Source organism: Myroides marinus (assembly GCF_900109075.1).
GTDB lineage: Bacteria > Bacteroidota > Bacteroidia > Flavobacteriales > Flavobacteriaceae > Flavobacterium > Flavobacterium marinum_A.
Window position 1 is genome coordinate 383,380 of record NZ_FNYS01000001.1, and the last position, 18,844, is coordinate 402,223.

General features: G+C 36.0%; 18 protein-coding genes. 2 read left to right on the forward strand and 16 right to left on the reverse strand.

What is annotated here, in order from left to right:
* Position 1 precedes the first annotated feature (1 nt).
* The 4 genes from BMX53_RS01750 to rlmN all read right to left on the reverse strand — a co-directional run bounded on the left by BMX53_RS01750 (position 2) and on the right by rlmN (position 3,492).
* Positions 2–625 carry a hypothetical protein gene (locus BMX53_RS01750; protein WP_063175121.1) on the reverse strand — a complete coding sequence of 208 codons (624 nt, stop codon included), beginning with the start codon at positions 623–625 and terminating at the stop codon, positions 2–4.
* Entirely contained in the window at positions 607–1,173 is a 567-nt protein-coding gene (locus tag BMX53_RS01755) for an RNA polymerase sigma factor (RefSeq protein ID WP_038985062.1), read from the reverse strand. The genes BMX53_RS01750 and BMX53_RS01755 overlap by 19 nt, the downstream gene beginning before the upstream one ends.
* A 195-nt stretch (positions 1,174–1,368) precedes the next feature.
* Positions 1,369–2,346 (reverse strand): polyprenyl synthetase family protein, encoded by a 978-nt coding sequence (locus tag BMX53_RS01760; protein WP_038985064.1) that lies wholly within the window; start codon positions 2,344–2,346, stop codon positions 1,369–1,371.
* A gap of 105 nt (positions 2,347–2,451) precedes the next feature.
* Complete coding sequence (gene rlmN / locus BMX53_RS01765) at positions 2,452–3,492, reverse strand: dual-specificity RNA methyltransferase RlmN (protein WP_063175120.1); 1,041 nt, start codon at positions 3,490–3,492, stop codon at positions 2,452–2,454.
* A 234-nt stretch (positions 3,493–3,726) separates the two neighbouring features.
* Between rlmN and BMX53_RS01770 the strand changes: the two genes are divergently transcribed.
* Positions 3,727–4,221: a hypothetical protein gene (locus BMX53_RS01770; protein ID WP_063175119.1), complete on the forward strand. Its 495-nt coding sequence runs from the start codon at positions 3,727–3,729 to the stop codon at positions 4,219–4,221.
* Between the two features lie 50 nt (positions 4,222–4,271).
* On the opposite strand, the gene BMX53_RS01775 is transcribed toward BMX53_RS01770, so the two are convergent.
* Positions 4,272–5,615: an SWIM zinc finger family protein gene (locus tag BMX53_RS01775; RefSeq protein WP_063175118.1), complete on the reverse strand. Its 1,344-nt coding sequence runs from the start codon at positions 5,613–5,615 to the stop codon at positions 4,272–4,274.
* Positions 5,616–5,867: 252 nt separating this feature from the next.
* Here BMX53_RS01775 and BMX53_RS01780 point away from each other — a divergent pair, with 252 nt between their 5' ends.
* Positions 5,868–7,076, forward strand: coding sequence for a TCR/Tet family MFS transporter (locus tag BMX53_RS01780; RefSeq protein WP_063175117.1), 1,209 nt, complete (start codon positions 5,868–5,870; stop codon positions 7,074–7,076).
* Positions 7,077–7,411: 335 nt separating this feature from the next.
* Here BMX53_RS01780 and BMX53_RS01785 read toward each other — a convergent pair whose 3' ends face one another.
* The 11 genes from BMX53_RS01785 to hemA form a co-directional block, all read right to left on the reverse strand.
* Complete coding sequence (locus BMX53_RS01785) at positions 7,412–9,013, reverse strand: fumarate hydratase (protein WP_038985072.1); 1,602 nt, start codon at positions 9,011–9,013, stop codon at positions 7,412–7,414.
* A 742-nt stretch (positions 9,014–9,755) separates the two neighbouring features.
* Positions 9,756–10,154 carry a c-type cytochrome gene (locus tag BMX53_RS01790; RefSeq protein ID WP_063175116.1) on the reverse strand — a complete coding sequence of 133 codons (399 nt, stop codon included), beginning with the start codon at positions 10,152–10,154 and terminating at the stop codon, positions 9,756–9,758.
* Between the two features lie 104 nt (positions 10,155–10,258).
* On the reverse strand, positions 10,259–11,290 hold the full coding sequence (locus BMX53_RS01795; protein ID WP_133145881.1) for a hypothetical protein: 1,032 nt from the start codon (positions 11,288–11,290) through the stop codon (positions 10,259–10,261).
* A 13-nt stretch (positions 11,291–11,303) separates the two neighbouring features.
* The gene (locus tag BMX53_RS01800) at positions 11,304–11,660 is read right to left on the reverse strand and encodes a DUF7716 domain-containing protein (protein ID WP_063175114.1); all 357 of its coding nucleotides are present in this window, start codon (positions 11,658–11,660) and stop codon (positions 11,304–11,306) included.
* 251 nt (positions 11,661–11,911) lie between these two features.
* Complete coding sequence (gene hemB, locus BMX53_RS01805) at positions 11,912–12,904, reverse strand: porphobilinogen synthase (protein ID WP_063175113.1); 993 nt, start codon at positions 12,902–12,904, stop codon at positions 11,912–11,914.
* Positions 12,905–13,104: 200 nt separating this feature from the next.
* Complete coding sequence (gene hemF / locus BMX53_RS01810) at positions 13,105–14,010, reverse strand: oxygen-dependent coproporphyrinogen oxidase (RefSeq protein ID WP_063175112.1); 906 nt, start codon at positions 14,008–14,010, stop codon at positions 13,105–13,107.
* A 356-nt stretch (positions 14,011–14,366) separates the two neighbouring features.
* Complete coding sequence (locus BMX53_RS01815) at positions 14,367–14,726, reverse strand: hypothetical protein (RefSeq protein ID WP_063175111.1); 360 nt, start codon at positions 14,724–14,726, stop codon at positions 14,367–14,369.
* 66 nt (positions 14,727–14,792) lie between these two features.
* Positions 14,793–15,821, reverse strand: coding sequence for a uroporphyrinogen decarboxylase (gene hemE / locus BMX53_RS01820; protein ID WP_038985087.1), 1,029 nt, complete (start codon positions 15,819–15,821; stop codon positions 14,793–14,795).
* Between the two features lie 37 nt (positions 15,822–15,858).
* A complete protein-coding gene (locus tag BMX53_RS01825) occupies positions 15,859–16,524 on the reverse strand; it encodes a uroporphyrinogen-III synthase (protein WP_074744332.1) in 666 nt (221 codons plus the stop codon).
* Position 16,525: 1 nt separating this feature from the next.
* On the reverse strand, positions 16,526–17,455 hold the full coding sequence (gene hemC / locus BMX53_RS01830) for a hydroxymethylbilane synthase (RefSeq protein WP_038985089.1): 930 nt from the start codon (positions 17,453–17,455) through the stop codon (positions 16,526–16,528).
* 1 nt (position 17,456) lies between these two features.
* Positions 17,457–18,707, reverse strand: a complete 1,251-nt coding sequence (hemA, locus tag BMX53_RS01835; RefSeq protein ID WP_063175109.1) for a glutamyl-tRNA reductase — start codon at positions 18,705–18,707, stop codon at positions 17,457–17,459.
* Between the last annotated feature and the right edge of the window lie 137 nt (positions 18,708–18,844).

The window sequence follows — 18,844 nt, forward strand, 5'->3', positions numbered from 1 at the left end:
ACTAATTTGATCGTTCTACAATCACCTTTTTGGTTTTATCATATATCTTCTTGATTACAGACTCTCTGTACTCAATTTCTATTTCCCCCTCCACTTGATTCAATAAATCATCACTACTCACCACGATTCTCTTAGAAGGCTTATTCACTACCGGTTCTATGAATACCTCCTTAAGACTCTCTGGCTTTAATGTGCTTATCGTATCTTCCACCATATTATTTTTAGCTAATTGCTTATGCGTCGTACTTTGTTTACCTACTCTATCCATAGGTTTTATAGCATTATTGATATGCTCAGTCTTATTCTGTTTAGCACTGATAGTATCAGTTATCGCTTCAGTAGATTCACTCTCCACTACTACACGCTCTATTTGATTTACAGTAGGTAATTCGATAGTAGGTATTGCTTGAGAATCCGTAGAAGGCAATACAAATTGAACAACAGAAAACCCTCCTATTAATAAACTTGCTGCTATACCTATCCACAACTTTAGACTAGATTTCTCTTTAACCTCAACTTGCTTATCTAATTGACTAGACAGCTTATCCCAAGCACTAGAAGATGGAGTAATCTCTCTATCCTCTAATCCCTCTTTCCATTGCTTATCTATTTTATTCCATTCCATACCCCTTGTTGTTTTAAGATTGCTAATTGCTGTTGTAGTAATTTTCTTGCTTGTGCTAACTGAGACTTAGACGTTCCCTCTTGTATTGTTAATAACTTAGCTATCTCACTGTGTTTATAACCTTCCACTACATAGAGATTAAACACTGTTCTGCATCCTTCGGGCAACTGATCTATTAATATCTGTATATCCTCCATAGACAGTTCGATATCATCTTCTATCACCTCTTCTTTTACCTCTATCTCATCTATGTAATCAAATCCCTTCTGAGCACGTAAAAAAGAAATAGACTCATTGACCATAATACGTCTTATCCATCCCTCGAAGTTGCCCTTATTCTCGTACTTATCTATATTAGTAAATACCTTCATAAAGCCCGCTATCATCACATCCTCTGCATAGTGTATATCCCTAATGTATTGCCTACACACAGAGAGCATCTTAGCTGAGATAAGGTCATAGACTTCCTTCTGAGCTACTCTTTTATGAGTGCGCAGATCATCTATATAGTCCTCTAATTTCTTTTTGTGTAATCGGATTAGCTTCATTACCAGTTTTATTTCATACAAATAATTCAATACAATATTAACCCTCTTTAGCCAAAGAAGTTAATAATCATCAGTATAAACTGAACAACAAATGAAGTAATTAATAATATAATACCTTTCATAATACTTAGAATTGCTTATCTATATACATAGACGCAATTCTAAATAAAAAGGTTGTAAGGAAAGTGAAGAAAATTATTTTTTTCTTTCTATAACATAATTCACCATCGTGAACAGAGCTTCTCTATAAGTAGATTCAGGAAACTCGCGTAGTATATTCAGAGCCTCTTGTTGATACTCTACCATCTTAGCAGTAGCGTACTCTAGGCCTCCTTTTTGTTTAACGAATGCGATAACCTCTTTCACACGTCTTTTATCCTCGTTGTGATTCTTAACAGAGTTTATCAACCATTTTTTTTCTTTCGGTTCAGATGTATTTAAAGCATATATAAGAGGCAGAGTCATCTTCTGTTCTTTAATATCTATACCAGTTGGTTTACCGATAGGCCCATCTGTATAGTCAAATAAATCATCTTTTATTTGGAATGCCATACCGATTAGCTCACCGAACTTACGCATCTTCTCTATAAGTTCTGCATCATCTGGCTTCACAGCCGCCGCCCCTAAAGAACAACACGCTGCTATAAGTGTAGCAGTCTTCTGACGAATAATCTCATAGTACACCTCTTCTGTGATATCTAATCGTCTAGCTTTCTCTATTTGTAGTAACTCTCCTTCACTCATCTCACGTACAGCTACAGAGATAATACGAAGCAAATCAAAGTCACCATTATCTATAGACAACAATAAACCTTTAGCCAATAAGTAGTCACCTACTAACACAGCTATCTTATTTTTCCACAAAGCATTAAGTGAGAAGAATCCCCTACGTTTATTACTATCATCTACTACATCATCATGTACTAGTGTAGCAGTATGGATAAGTTCTATAACAGAAGCACCTCTATAAGTACGCTCATTCACCTCGCCATCTACCATCTTAGCTACTAGAAATACAAACATAGGACGCATCTGCTTCCCCTTTCTATTCACTATATAATAAGTAATTCTATTTAGTAAGGCTACCTTAGTAGTCATTGAGTTGCGGAACTTCTTTTCAAAAAGTTCCATCTCATTCTGTATAGGCTGTTTTATTTGCTGTACTATATTCATTGCAACCAAAAATACGACTTTTTTATATCATTAAATAGTTTCCATCAAATAGAAATGATTAAGGAATTGCTAAACAATTCTTTACAAAATCTAACGATACTATTCTTATGATTTATTAGCCAACTGTCCACACGCAGCATCGATATCTTTACCACGACTTCTACGAACTACTACAGTAATATCATTCTTTTCTAAAGCTGCGATATAACTATTAGTAGCACGCTCATCTGCCTGCTGGAACTCACCATCATCGATAGGGTTATACTCGATTAGGTTTACTTTACACGGTACGTATTTACAGAACTTAACCAAAGCATCTATAGATGCCTTATCATCGTTAATGTCTCTCCAAATCACATACTCATAAGTAACGCGACTCTTCGTTTTACTGTACCAATATTGTAATGCATCACGTAAGTCAGTTAAAGGAAAGCTCTTCGTGAATGGCATAATTCTATTACGTGTCTCTTCAATAGCTGAGTGTAATGACACCGCCAACTTAAACTTCACACCATCATCTGCCAATTTCTTAATCATCTTAGGAAGTCCAGATGTTGACACAGTGATACGCTTAGGAGACATACCTAATCCCTCTTCAGAAGTTATCTTTTCGATAGCTGCCTGTACATTGTTATAGTTCATTAATGGTTCTCCCATTCCCATAAACACAATGTTAGATAAAGGGTGCCCGTGATTCTGACGACTCTGTTGATCGATAGTCAATACCTGGTCATAGATCTCATCAGGATTTAAGTTACGCATACGTTTAAGACGAGCTGTAGCACAGAACTCACAGTCCAGGCTACATCCTACCTGAGAAGAAACACACGCTGTAGTACGCGTCTCAGTAGGGATCAATACAGACTCCACAATAAGACCATCGTGTAACTTCACACCATTCTTGATCGTACCGTCAGTACTAATCTGCATACTATCTACCTTGATGTGATTAATTACGAAGTTAGCATCTAGCATCTCACGTGTAGCCAAAGATAAGTTACTCATATCCTCAAAGCTATGAGCCCCTTTACTCCATAACCACTCGTACACTTGGTTTCCTCTAAATGCTTTATCTCCCTGAGAAACAAAGAAATCCCTTAATTGTTCCTTAGATAAACTTCTGATGTCTTTTTTGTCTATTTGCATGCCGCAAAGGTAATTCATTTATCACGAAATATAAACACAAAAAAAGCCGGTATCTCTACCAGCCTAAACAATCAGATATTAACTATGAAATGCTTTTTGCATTTACTACACTTCTACACTAAAAAAATTATTGAATAAAGAATATTACATTCAATAACTTGTTTTAATACAAGCAACTATCACACCAATTTATTAAAAACCACTATTATTAATTATTTAAAAAATGTAATTTTGATGCAAACAACAGTACCTATGCAACACACAGCCTTTATTATTAATCGTGGAGACAATCTCTTTCTAATAGTTAATAACCAATTAGAAGGTTATACAACCTTCTGCAAAGAATTTAGTGGATACGAATACGAGTCAGAATACGAACGCTTTTTCTACATAGTGGGTACAGATGCCTATGTACAAATCTTATACAATGCAGATAAGCAACCTTATTTATCAATTCGAGATTGGGAAGAAAAAGAATACATTCAACTATCTATATCAACCGAACAAGTTGCTTACTTTAAGCAAGACGAAGGAGTCATCTTATTAGATGTAGACAGCAGTATTCCACAGCAAGAGCTTATTAGCGCATTAACAAGCGAAAACATAGAAGAGACACAAGAAGAGCTAACAGCCTTAGAACAAAAGTACAACTTAGAAGAATATAGTCTTTCTGGACTTATTTTATGTCACTACACAGAAGAAGACAAAGTACAAATTCGTCAAGAATAGTTTACGGTTTTTGTTTTACAGTCAGTCTGTGAACTGTAAACCAAAAACTGTTAACCAACCAACTTATTCACCGCCAGCACGTGTTTACACATTCCTCTATCCCCTTGGTATTTACCATACCACTCACACGTACAACGTTGTTGTTCACCATCTAAGATTACAGTATGTCTAACGCCTCCTGTACCATCTACACGAGCCTCTACACGACCATTCGCATTACTGATAATCTCTACTTTATTATCAGCTATTAACTTTTCAGCATTCTTTAGACGTGGGTTTAAACTCATAATACGGTCCAACTTAAATGGTAGTCGTCTGTAGAAAAATGAGTTATCATCCAAATCAAATCCCAACAATCCCATAGAAGCCATACGCGCAGTCAAGCTATCTACATCTTTAAACCCAAAACCTTCTTCTACGGCTAATAATGTAGGGTTAAAGCGTTGGTTAGCATACGCATATTTATCCATAGCGTCTATCCACTCATCGTCTACATCTTCTATCAGTGACTCCAGTGCAGCTCCTTCTCCAGAAAAACCTCTAAAAGCCTCTCTCGACAACGACAAACTGAAGCGTATATCACCAAAGTATAACTGCCAAGTAGTACTCTGCATATCTGGATGAGGGTATACCTGCATACTATCTATATAAGGCAATAAAGGTTCTAACAATCTCAATCTATGTATAGCTCCTACACATACCGCATTAGCAGATTTTACAGGCGAAAACATCGGCATATTACCACGAGTTACTAAATAATAATCTGTCTTTACCACTCCTTTCGGTATTCCTCTAAACAACTGCTGTGTCTGTATTTTATTAAACGTATGTGTTCTCTCAGCCTTAGACAAATAAATCTGTACTGTACTCAATCCCTTAATCCATTTGATAGGCAAAGGTACTTTGCGCTCTACTATCTTCTTCTCCTCTGTCTGAATACTCACTTCTTTCTGCCCGATAGAAAGTAACACATTCTCTTTCTGTTTAATACTATTCAAGGCAGTCAGCATGGACTGATTAAAGTCTACATTAGTAGTACCATTCTCTAAAAACTCACCATCCAAACCATCAGGTAATACATCTACTCGAGCATATACTCCAGCACAATGAGAAAATCCCTCAAAGCGCACTCTACCATCACCAGCAGTAGCGATAGGATCTTTTAGTTTCGCTAAATCAGTAGGAGATAGATTAAAACTCGACTTTACCACATTAGACAAAGTGATTAAGCATCGAGCCATAATAAATGGGTTCTTCACATTTCCCCAAAAGAAACATGGAGCATCTGTATTTTTCTGTATCTCACTGTACTTCGCTAAGAATAGTTCATCCCCTCCCTTCCCTTTGGTAAGGCCCGATGGATTATTGTATATATATGATAATAAGTCGTTCATGGTAATTCACAATGATAAGGCAAGGTAGTAATTTTCATAGATATAAATCACATCTACACTATTCTTACCAAATTGGTATTTGTATAAAAACAGACTTATATTTTGATTATAAACCTATTACATATTACCTTTGTGCATTATGCAGCAATAATAAAATAACATCTCGAATCCCAGTTTGCTTGTACACGCAAGGGAACTTCACTTTTTATAGTACCCAATCTTATGGGTACAGTTATTTTATTGTATTAATTTATGACTTTACAGAAAACAAACAATATCGTAATATTCATTACGATAACCATTATATTAGATAGTGCTGGATTTGGCATTATCTTCCCAGTACTACCAGAATTACTAGAGAAAGTATTACAAGCTGATTTAAGTACTGCTGCCAAGTATGGTGGTTTACTTACACTTGCCTATGCCTTTATGCAATTTATCTTTGCTCCTATTTTAGGGATTATTAGTGATCGTTATGGGCGTAGACGCGTATTATTACTCTCACTATTAGGCTTTTCGATAGATTGTTTTATCATGGCTATAGCACATACATATTGGTTGCTATTTATTAGTCGATTATTAGCTGGTATTACAGGAGCAACCTTTGCCGTAGCTTCAGCAGCTATCACAGACATTACAGAAGAAGGCAATAGAACAAAATACTTCGGTTATCTCAATGCCGCTTTTAATATTGGTTTTATTATAGGCCCATTAGTCGGAGGGTTACTAGGAGAATATCAGATGACATACCCATTCTACTTTGCAAGTGTACTAGGTCTACTAAATGTAATCTATGGCTATTTCTTCTTTCCAGAAACCAATCATACTTTGTCCAGTCAACGCCTCACACTAACTGATTTCTCACCTTTACAATCTTTAAAGAGTATCAAGCGTTTTAAGACCGTTGCTATCCTATTAGTGGTTTTCTTTCTGTTATCTGCTTCTTCACATAGTATGGAGAGTACTTGGTCATTCTATACAATGCTAGAATTCAATTGGAGCAAGCAGCAAGTAGGAATATCACTGACTATTATAGGGATTATAGGATTCTTAGTACAAGCCTACCTACTACAATTCTTATCAAACAAGTTATCTGATCAGAGATTAATCTATATAGGGTTATTAACTAGTTTAAGTGGGCTTATGCTATTGAGTTATTGTACTTCAACAATACAATTATGGATAGGAATGACCCTCTACTTACTTGGTAGTATTCAGCAGACAGCTTTCCAGTCCATGTTATCCAAGTCTTTAGACCAACAACATCAAGGAGAATTACAAGGTGTATTAGGTAGCCTAAATGGGGTAACAACAATAATAGCACCACCTGTGTTCACATATGGTTTTTACTTATTCACACAAGGTGATAATCTGCCTTATTTACCTGGTGTTTCATTTGCTCTTTCTGCTATCTTGATTATAATAAGCCTCTATTTATTAATTAAATACAAAAAACAATAAATATATTTTATGATTAACAAGATGCTATTGTAAGTAATCTATGGATTTCGGTATTAACTTATAAGATAATCTCCTCTCTATCTTCAAGAAGACGCACATTGTATACATATTTTATGTAAAATACGTCATAACACATATCTTCAATAATTGAATGCATACCTAAATACAACACACATAGATTGCTAAGCATAAAGTACTATGTCCCTACCGTTGTGGATATACAATACCTACATCATACTGAAGGCACTCATTCCTAATTCTTCATTAAAAAAGCCGTTGCTCTGATGAACAACGGCTTTTTCTTGTCGTCTATAAATTGTTAGTTTATTCTGGTATTATAAATTTTGGAAGAAGTCATTTCCTTTATCATCAGTGATAATGAATGCAGGGAAATCCTTAACCTTAATCTTACGTACAGCTTCCATTCCTAATTCTGGGAAGTCAACCACCTCAACGCTTAAGATATTCTCTTTCGCTAGGATAGCAGCTGGTCCTCCGATAGAACCTAAATAGAAACCACCGTGTTTCTTACATGCATCAGTTACAGCTTGACTACGGTTACCTTTAGCAAGCATAATCATACTTCCACCTACCGCTTGGAATGCGTCCACGTATGGATCCATACGTCCAGCAGTAGTAGGTCCGAAACTTCCTGAAGGCATACCTTCTGGAGTCTTAGCTGGTCCTGCGTAATACACTGGGTGATTTTTAAAGTACTCAGGCATCTCTTGTCCATTGTCTAACATCTCTTGGATCTTAGCGTGAGCGATGTCGCGCGCCACGATAACAGTTCCGTTTAACATTACACGAGTTTTGATAGGATGCTTAGTTAACTCAGCTAATTGAGCTGCCATAGGTTGATCTAAGTCGATTACTACAGGCTCTTCTAAGTGAGGAGCTACTGCTGGTAATAAACGAGCTGGGTTAGTCTCTAACTGCTCTACGAATAAACCTTCTGCTGTAATTTTAGCTTTGATATTTCTATCTGCCGAACATGATACTCCTAATCCTACCGGACATGAAGCAGCGTGACGAGGAAGACGGATTACACGTACATCGTGAGTAAAGTATTTACCTCCGAACTGTGCACCGATATTAGACTCTTGGCAGATTAATTGTAGTTTTTTCTCCCACTCTAGATCGCGGAACGCTTGTCCACCGATACTACCTGAAGTAGGAAGATTATCATAGTACCCTGCAGATGCTTTCTTCACCGCTGCTAAGTTAGCCTCAGCAGATGTACCACCAATCACTAAAGCTAAGTGATATGGAGGACATGCAGCAGTACCTAAATCCATGATTTTCTCTTTGATAAACTCTGTTAAGTTCTTTTCATTTAACAGGGCTTTTGTTTTTTGGTATAAGAAAGTCTTGTTAGCAGACCCTCCACCTTTAGCTAAGAATAAGAACTCATATTTCGCTCCTTGCGTAGCATAGATGTCAATCTGTGCAGGTAAGTTCGACCCAGAGTTTTTCTCTTCGAACATACTGATAGGAACGATTTGAGAATAACGTAAGTTTTTCTTTTGGTAAGTTTCGAAGATACCTTTAGATAAACTTTCTGCATCATTAGATCCAGTGTATACGTTCTCTCCTTTTTTTGCTACCACGATAGCAGTACCTGTATCTTGACAAGAAGGCAACTGACCATCGATAGCTACTGCAGCATTCTGCAATAAGTTATATGCTACAAAACGATCGTTATCTGTCGCTTCCGGATCGTCTAGTATTGCTTTTAATTTTTCTAAGTGAGATGTTCTTAACATGAAAGATACATCTGTCATAGCAGCTTCCGCTAATATTTCAATTCCTTTAGGATCAACTACTAATATCTCGCGATCTCCTAGTTTTTCAACTTTTACGTATTCTGAAGAAATCTTTTTATAAGTCGTATCATCTTTCTGAATTGGATACGGATCCTGATATATGAAGTCCATTGAGTTGTTAGTTTAAATTTGTGTAGTAAAGTTACTAATTATACTTCTTATAAAATCTTAGAATGCTTCTAAATAGCCAGTGTTTATCGGACATCAGTATTCATACTCCTCTTTTAACAATAGACTTTTCATTTCTAAAAAATCATCTTATAAGAATACTTATCACACAATATTTTTGCCAATCTTAAGCAATATCAGCATCTACACTCTCTCCCAATCAGCCTTCAAAGACGTTTAAAATAAACAGTTGTCATAGTGGATATCTTTTACTCTATGATCCTTTTACGATACTTCTATAGTTCTCTTACAAAACAGCCCTCATTAAGAGCAAAATGGGAGAATCCTAAGAGAACTGTAAAAGGATTTGCTCTCAACACCCGTAAATAGTGGCATTGAAGGTATGTGTATGTAAATCAATAAAACAAACCAAAAACACACAAGAGCATATTATTCAATTAGTTATATTGAAAAAATCCTAAAATGAGATTAAAAAAAGTGACTCACTTTTTTTGAAAAACAGGCCAAAAACAGCCAGATTAAGTACCTTTTAAATCAAAAAGAGTAGAAAAAGAGTTCTATAGAGACTAAATCACCCTTAAAAAAAGGGTGAAAATCAAAAAAATATCTACTTTTCTGTTGATGATAGTCGAATAAGCACTTATTCTCATTATGCACCAATAAAAAAAGCTACCAAGAGAATCTTGATAGCTTGTTACAATATATGTTTAGTAAATTAATACTACTATAGACTACGCATATACAGAATAAGAGCCTCCATCTCTAAAGGAGTTAGCTTCTTCGTAATATTAAGGTTAGCTTCCATCATTGGGAATTGGGCTGGCTCAATGATAGGATCGGCTTTAGCTCTTAAGAAAGCCGTTAGATCACCACCTTTAGCATCATATCCTTTCACGATATCTTGGATACTTGGCCCAATAAGTTTCTTATCTGCCATATGACAAGTAGTACAATTACCTTTACCTGTAAATATCTTCTCTCCTTGTGCTATTTTATCTGCTTCGCTAGTTACTGTCATTTCTTCTCCACTAGGAGTAGATTCACTTTTAGCATCTTTACCTCCACAAGCGATAGAGCTAATAGCTATAAGGAATAATAATCCTGATTTTATTAGTTTGCTCATTGTTGTTGTTTATTTGTTTTTCCAAAAATAGAAAATCAATCTGAACTAAATGATATACAAATCAGGCGAAATAGTGTAATAATCGGACAAAAGCACTCTTAATGCTAATAATACGTGTAAGTGTACTTATAATTCATATCTACTGTGGCATTATAAGTGTCAGTTACCGTCTGTTCAAGACTAGAGATTACTATCTCTTGAATATTTTTCTTGTCATTAAGAACAAACTTGTATTCCTTAATCTTAACTCCATATTGCAATTGAGTAATTAGAACAGTATTGTCTTTTTGTTCCACACTAAAACAAGCTGTAGCTGAATCGGGATATTCATAACCATCGATTACTTCGAATGGGATCTGTTTATTATTTGTAAACTTCTTACTACTGTAACTTCCTTCTTGACTATAGCTAGTATATACATTATATCCATTTAAAGTTTGGGATTTAGCATCGTAGATACTAGCATATCTATTCTCGTACTTATTCTCTATACTCATACGCATATCTCCACTAATTCTTCTCTTCACTATATTACCATCGTCATCAAATTCCCAATACACCAAATAGCTAATCTCTTCTCCATCTTCTGCAAAAGTGGTCAGGTCTAACAGTACGTGGTCTTTACCGATATAGACAGGCTGTTTCAAAGTAGACTTATCTATTTCTACCAAAAGATTGTCTTTATAAACAAAGCTTACAATACTCTCAGACTCTCCCTGCTCCACCTCCTCTAAATCAGCTGTATGATAAACATTCACAAGATTGCCCTGAGTATTAAAATTATACTTCCACTTATGTGTAGTCATTTCTTCTTCAGTTATCATAAGTGGAACCTTAAGTTCTAAATCGATTTGCTTTACTCCTTTTAAATTTAAAGGCATTAACTCCTGTGCATTTACAGGAAAAGCACTACTCTCTATATTACTTAATCGACTACCTATATTAAAGAAATACATCTCTAACAAGACCTTCTGTCCCATCATTTGACCCTTAGGAGAAAGTACAGTCTCTTTTAATTGGGGTACTTCCTTTTTGATATGTGAGAAAGCTTCTAATTCAGCCTTGCTTACTTGCCCCATAACTACAAAAGGCAAAAACAGCAACAATACACTCCATGTAAAACAATTTATCTTCATCTCTAATTTGCTATTAAAAATCCATAAAATCATCGTGCTCTAAGTAATAGCCTAAAGCCTCTACTAATTGTTTTATACTAATATCTGCTCTTTGACTGAGAGCCAAATCTACTACATCCTGTATATTCTCATCTGAGCAGAAATACCACATATCATGAGTCAAAGCGTACTCTGGATAGATCTCTTCATCGCTATCAGTAACCTCTACGGGATCACCTACGTATATCTCTAAGTCACCCGTCACCTCAGCTTCTACAGCATAAATAGCGTAGTTGTACAATGGGTTGTACTGCTCTGATCGCTCTTGTTTATTCTTTACTATCTCGATAAACTCACTTAGCCGATAAGTTTTGTTTTTAAAGTTTGGCATCTCTATATATTTTACAGAATAAAGATAAGGTAGTTATAGTAAAGTAGTTTACTATAAAAGGGTATTTAAAACAAAAAAGCCCAACCAATGGTTGAGCTTCTTTTAATTTCTTCTATTTAGTTACATTTCTATAAAAAGAAAGAGGCTTGACTAAATCTGTATGCTGCAAAGATATAGACAATTATATTTATACGAAAAACAAAAAGCTCGAAAGTCATACCTTCGAGCTTCTTTATATAACGACTAAACGATTACTTATTCAATAACAACGCAGCTTCTTTAGCGAAGTATGTTGAAATAATACTTGCTCCAGCACGTTTAATACACGTTAATTGTTCCATCATGATCTGATCGTGGTCAAGCCATCCTCTTTCTGAAGCTGCTTTTACCATCGCGTATTCACCTGATACTTGGTACACAGCTACAGGCACATTCACTGCGTCTTTCACTTCGCGTACGATATCTAAGTAAGCCATACCAGGTTTTACCATAAGGATATCTGCACCTTCTTCTACATCGTATAAAGCTTCTTTCACAGCTTCGATGCGGTTAGCATAATCCATTTGGTAAGTCTTTTTGTCTTTAGGGATCTCTACATCAGCTCTTGGTGCGCTATCTAATGCATCACGGAATGGTCCGTAAAATGCAGATGCGTACTTAGCCGAATAACTCATAATACCTACATTAGTGAATCCTGACTGATCTAACGCCTCACGCATACGCAAGATACGCCCATCCATCATATCACTTGGTGCTACGAAGTCTGCTCCTGCCTCTGCATGAGATACACTCATCTTAGTAAGTGCATCTACAGTTGGATCATTTACTACTACTCCATTCTCAATAATACCATCGTGTCCGTAGATAGAATAAGGATCTAAAGCTACGTCTGGCATCACGATCATCTGAGGACAAGCATCTTTAATAGCTTTGATAGCTGTCTGCATTAATCCGTTAGGATTCCATGCTTCTGTACCTGCATTGTCTTTTAAATGGTCACTTACTTTTACATAGATATTCACTGCGCGAATACCTAATGCGTACAATTCTTTTACTTCCTTTACTGTCAAGTCTACAGAACGTCTGAACATACCTGGCATCGAAGGAATTGCTTCTTGTATATTAGTTCCTTCTGCTATAAACATAGGGAACATAAAATCTTGTGGAGTCACAATAGTCTCTCTTACCAGACTACGAATAGACTCATTTGTTCTTAATCTTCTACCTCTTTGTAATGGAAACATAATTATTATTGTTTTATATGTTATAACGCACGGATTACAAATCCGCGCAATCGTTGTCCGCACGATCATTGTAATGTATTGTGGTAGACGTAAAGTATTACGTCTCTACTGTTGTCGCGGATTTGTAATCCGTGACTGTATTATATTATACGTAACAGACTACGTGTCTATTATTAACGCACGAAACTGTAAACTGTAAACTATTTCACCCAATCAACTGGTTTCGCTAACACCTTTAGCAGCTTCTCTTCCCAGCTACCCTCTTCTGGGTGATGGTCATATACCCACTGTACGTGTGGTGGTAAGCTCATCAGGATAGACTCCATACGTCCATTAGTCTTTAGACCAAAAAGAGTTCCCTTATCATGTACAAGGTTAAACTCTACGTATCTACCTCTTCTTATCTCTTGCCATGTACGATGTGCTTCACCATAAGGCAGCTCTTTTCTTCTCTCTACAATAGGTAAATACGCATCTAAGAAGCTATTACCTACTTCTGTTACGAAGTTGTACCACTGTTCCATAGACATCTCTTCTGTCGCTTCTAAACGGTCAAAGAATAGTCCACCAATACCTCGCCCTTCGTCTCTATGTGCATTCCAGAAGTATTCATCACACTGTTTTTTATACTGTGGGTAGAAGTTAGCATTGTGCTTATCACAAGCTGTTTTACACACGGTATGGAAATGAGTAGCATCCTCATCAAATAGGTAATAAGGAGTTAAGTCTTGTCCACCTCCAAACCAAGAACGAACTACTGTTCCTTCTTTGTCATACATCTCGAAGTAACGCCAGTTAGCATGTACTGTCGGTACCATCGGGTTAGCAGGATGAAGAACAAGCGAAAGTCCGCAAGCATAAAAATCTACGTCACCTACATTAAAGTACTTTTGCATTGCTACTGGTAGTGGTCCGTGTACAGCAGAGATATTTACTCCTCCTTTTTCGAACACATCACCATTCTCGATAACACGTGTACGACCACCTCCTCCTTCTGGGCGTTCCCATAAGTCTTGTTGGAATTTTGCTTTTCCGTCTATATCTTCAAGTCCCTTAGTAATGGTATCTTGAAGTTGTTGTATATATTGATAAAACTTTTCTTTCATAATTAATTGATACTACTGAAGTGAATTTAATAGCAACAGGTCTACCAATAAGGTCTAAGGCTATAAAGTATGACTGCAATAATTAAGGATATTCCTACGAGCTTAGTAAGCGTACTAAACTGATAAGTATTTGTCGTCTTCTCTACTCTATTGATTATAAATAACAGCAAATATGCTATTGTGGTATAAATCAAGAAGAATATAGGGGCAAGATAATAGGCAAGTATATTCATCACTACATGCTCGCTTCTATTCTGAGAATAAAAAGAGGTGTACACTGCATAGACTGTTAATAGGTTAATACAGCTGTATAGAATGAACAAGCCTTTTCTTACCATAGACGATATAAGGATATATTATAAACGACTAATCTTAGTCATAATATCAAATGAGAATGCTTTGCTCTCATTCTGTATAAACTGGTATAGTACTTTTGCTTTTGCTTTAAATGATGGTTCTGTAGCTGACCATTTCACTAAAATATCTGTGAACTGTTCCATGTGATCCCATCCAAAGTTAAAACGACGAATATGAAGAGGTAATTCTTCTGCAGATATAGCTAATAGTTCTTGATAATTAAGTCCTATTTTCTTTAGTTCTTCGTCTAAACTTTCTATGAATAATGCATCTTCTGGAGTAAATCCTATAGAAGATAACTTTTGTACGATAGAATCTATACGTCTATCTTCTTCACTCTTTGTTCCTTTGTTTAACATGGGCCAAATGATATAAAAAAACAGAAAAGCCTACGTTATAATTCGGCAGGCCTTTCTGTCAATATTTTACTTGTGTTCGTATTCTTTCACTGCTTCGATAAACGCTTTTGCGTGATCTACTGGAATATGAGGTAAAATACCGTGACCTAAGTTAACGATATACTTATCCTTACCGAATGAATCGATCATCTCATGTACCATCTTTTTGATAGTTGGGATTGGAGACATTAGACGGCTTGGGTCAAAGTTACCTTGTAATGTAATGTTTCCTCCTGTAAATAAACGAGCGTTTTGTGGGCTACAAGTCCAATCTACTCCTAATGCAGAAGCTTTTGATTTAGCCATTTCTGGCAATGCAAACCAACATCCTTTACCGAATACGATAACTGGAGTGATATCTGCTAATGCTTCTACAATCTGGTTGATATATTGCCAAGAGAACTCTTGATAGTCTGTTGGAGACAACATTCCTCCCCAAGAGTCAAATATTTGAACAGCATTTACTCCTGCTTTTACCTTCTCTTTAAGGTATAAAATAGTAGTATCTGTAATTTTTTGTAATAATGAGTGTGCTGCAATAGGATCAGAGAAACACATTCCTTTCGCTAAGTCAAAGCTCTTAGAACCTTTCCCTTCTACTGCATAACAAAAGATAGTCCAAGGAGAACCTGCAAAACCGATCAATGGCACTTCATCGTTTAGCATTTCTTTCGTTACTTTAATAGCATCCATTACGTATCCTAATGTCTCTTCGATATTAGGTACGATAACTTGCTCTACATCTTTAGCAGAACGAATAGGATTAGGCACCCATGGTCCTACTCCTGGTCTCATTTCTACATCAATGTTCATAGCTTGAGGTACAACTAAAATATCTGAGAATAAAATAGCAGCATCTGGTTTTACGATACGAATAGGTTGTACTGTAATCTCAGCTGCGATTTCAGGCATTCTACAACGTGTAAAAAAATCATACTTATCTCTTAATTCGCGAAACTCTGGTAAATATCTACCTGCTTGACGCATCATCCATACAGGTGGTCTCTCTACTGTTTCACCTTTTAACGCTCTTAAGAATAAATCATTTTTAATCATTTCTTTTCGATTTTAGTACGTCAATTTTTAGCTGACTCTATTTATAATAATCCACACAAGCTTGTAATGTAGCCTCCACAGTAGGTTGCTTCGCAATTACAATATTCTGTGTAACTCCTTTTAATGGTTCTGCTGTAGTTTCTCCTATACAGAAGCACACTTCTGTAGTAATGCTGTTCTGCTGAAGATAACTCTCTATAGCCGAAGGGCTGTAAAAGCACAATCCTTCTATCTTTTGTTCATTCTTTATCGGATTAAGTACAGTCTGATATACTGTAAACTCATTAAAGACAACTCCATTCGCTCTAAATGCATCTGGTAATAAGTCTCTTCTGATACTTCCGCTAAAGAATGTTATCTCTTTGTCTTTAAAGTCTTGAATAATAATTGGTGCCAGCTCTTTAGCATAATGTGCCCAAGCAACTACTTCCCAACCATTCTCTTCAAGTAACTCCTTTGTCTTTATCCCTACACATAAAGCTGGTTTATTACTAAGAGTATCTCTATATCCCTGACTAATGACACTCTTTACAGCATTCTGACTTGTAAACAGTACATAGTCATATACTGCGTCTAAATCAAATACTAAGTGTTCTGTCAAGATATAGTCTTGCTCTAATAATTTCACCTCCCCTAAAGCTACAGCGTCTAACACACTCGCTTTAATCTTACGTGTCGATAAAACAGTTGGACTAAAAGACATTTTATTTTTTTAATTGTTGGCGTAGTGTTTCCATTAATTCACTACCACCGTTCTCAAGAATTTCTTTAGCGGCGAAGAAACCAAGCTTCTTCCACTCTGCAATATCAACTACCTTAGTCACTTCAAACTTCTCTTTACCATCTAAAGAGAACAATACCCCTTTAAAGTTAATAGTATCGTCGTGATCATTATATGTAGCTAATGCTCCAATAGGTGCAGTACATCCTCCTTCAAGTGTTCTTAAGAATTGTCTTTCGATATATGTAGTCATCTCTGTTTCATAATCGTTTAACTGAGCTACTGCGTCTAATGCGAAGTTATCATCAGCATTAACTACTACTACCATAGCTCCCTGTGCAGGTGCAGGTATCATCCAGTCAAGATTAATAAAATTAGATGGTTTCTTTTTAATACGATCTAAACCAGCAGAAGCGAAGATTGCTCCTTTCCAGTCGCTGTTTTCAAGTTTCTCCATACGAGTATTTACATTTCCTCGTAGGTCCACTGTTGTATGTTTAGGGAAGCGGTTTAACCACTGTGCTTTACGTCTTAAACTTCCTGTAGCCACTACAGCTTCAGCGTCTTCAGACATAAATGAAGTATCTCCTTTATGTAATAAGATATCAACTGTATTAGCACGCTTAAGAACAGCTCCTTGTACAATACCTTGTGGTAGAGCCGTTGGTACATCTTTCATCGAATGCACTGCGATATCTACCTCTTTTTTAATCATTGCCACATCTAGAGTCTTAGTAAAGATTCCTGTGATACCCATTTCATAAAGCGGCTTATCTAACACTAAGTCTCCTGTTGATTTTACAGGTACTAACTCTGTTTTATATCCTAATTTCTGAAGAGATTGTTCTACAGTCTTTGCTTGCCACATTGCTAGTTCACTATCACGTGTACCAATACGAATTATTCTATCCATTTTAATTTGATTCTATATGAAACACTTTTTCTATCCATTCTATACTTTGATCCACTACAGTATCTTCATGACGAAGATGATTTGCAAACTGTGTAGTGATCTTTTGTATGATGCGCATACTGATTAACTCAGCCTGCTCTGAATCAAAATTATCATATTTCTTCTTATGATAGTCTAATTCTCCATCTTTTATCTGCTCTAACTTAGTTTTTAAAGCATGTATAGTAGGTGCGAACTTTCTCATTTTAGTCCAAGCAATAAACTCAGACATAATTTCTTCAATGATTTCTTCTGCTTGAGGGATAAACTCTCTTCTTCTCTCAATTGTCTTATCAGTCATTTGAGACAAGTAATCTAAATGGATTAACTCCACTCCTTCTATTTCAGTTACATTCTCACTAACATTCTTAGGAATAGATAAATCTAATATTACTAGAGGTTTATTAAGGTTTAAAAGTGCTTTATCAACAGTTGGTTTCTGTGCCCCTGTCGCTACGATAAGTACATCTGATTTGCGTATCTCTGTTTGCAAGTCAGCATAATCTTTTACAATAAGGTTAAACTTACCTGCTACTTCTAAAGCTCTTTCTTTAGTACGGTTAATAAGTGTGATATGATCATTCTTAGTGTGCTTCACTAGGTTCTCACATGTATTTCTACCTATTTTACCAGTTCCGAACAACAAGATATTCTTATTAGAGATATCCTCCACGTGATCCATAATATACTGCACAGACGCAAACGATACAGAAGTAGCCCCTGAACTAAGCTCAGTCTCATTCTTGATACGTTTACTAGCCTGGATAACAGCATTTACAAGTCTTTCAAAATAGTTAGAAGTCAACCCTTTCTCTTTTGCTAAGTAGAATGCATTCTTAATCTGACTAATAATCTCAAAGTCTCCTAAGATCTGACTATCTAGTCCTGTACCCACTCTAAATAAATGTTCGATAGCTTCTCTAGTCTTATATACATAGGCTACATTGCGGAAATCATCCACTGTACCATTACTATTATCACAAAGAAGCTTAATAAGCTCAAAAGGGTGTTGTGCGAAACCAAATATCTCAGTTCTGTTACATGTAGATATAACAATCAAACTTTCTATTCCCTCATTTTTAGCTTGAGTTAATAGATTGTCTTTGGCCTCATCACTTAGACTAAACTTACCTCGCATCTCAGCATCCGCTTTCTTATAACTTAATCCTACCGCATAAAAAGTTGCAGGTTTAGTCTTATCTATTTTGTCCATACACAGAGTTAATTCAAAAAAGTAAACAAATTTAAGATTAAAGAATTGACAAAAGTAACGCTAGAAGGACTATTTATATCGCTAGATGATTTCTCAAAAAAAAAGCATTGCATTTCATTATAATACAGTACATTTGC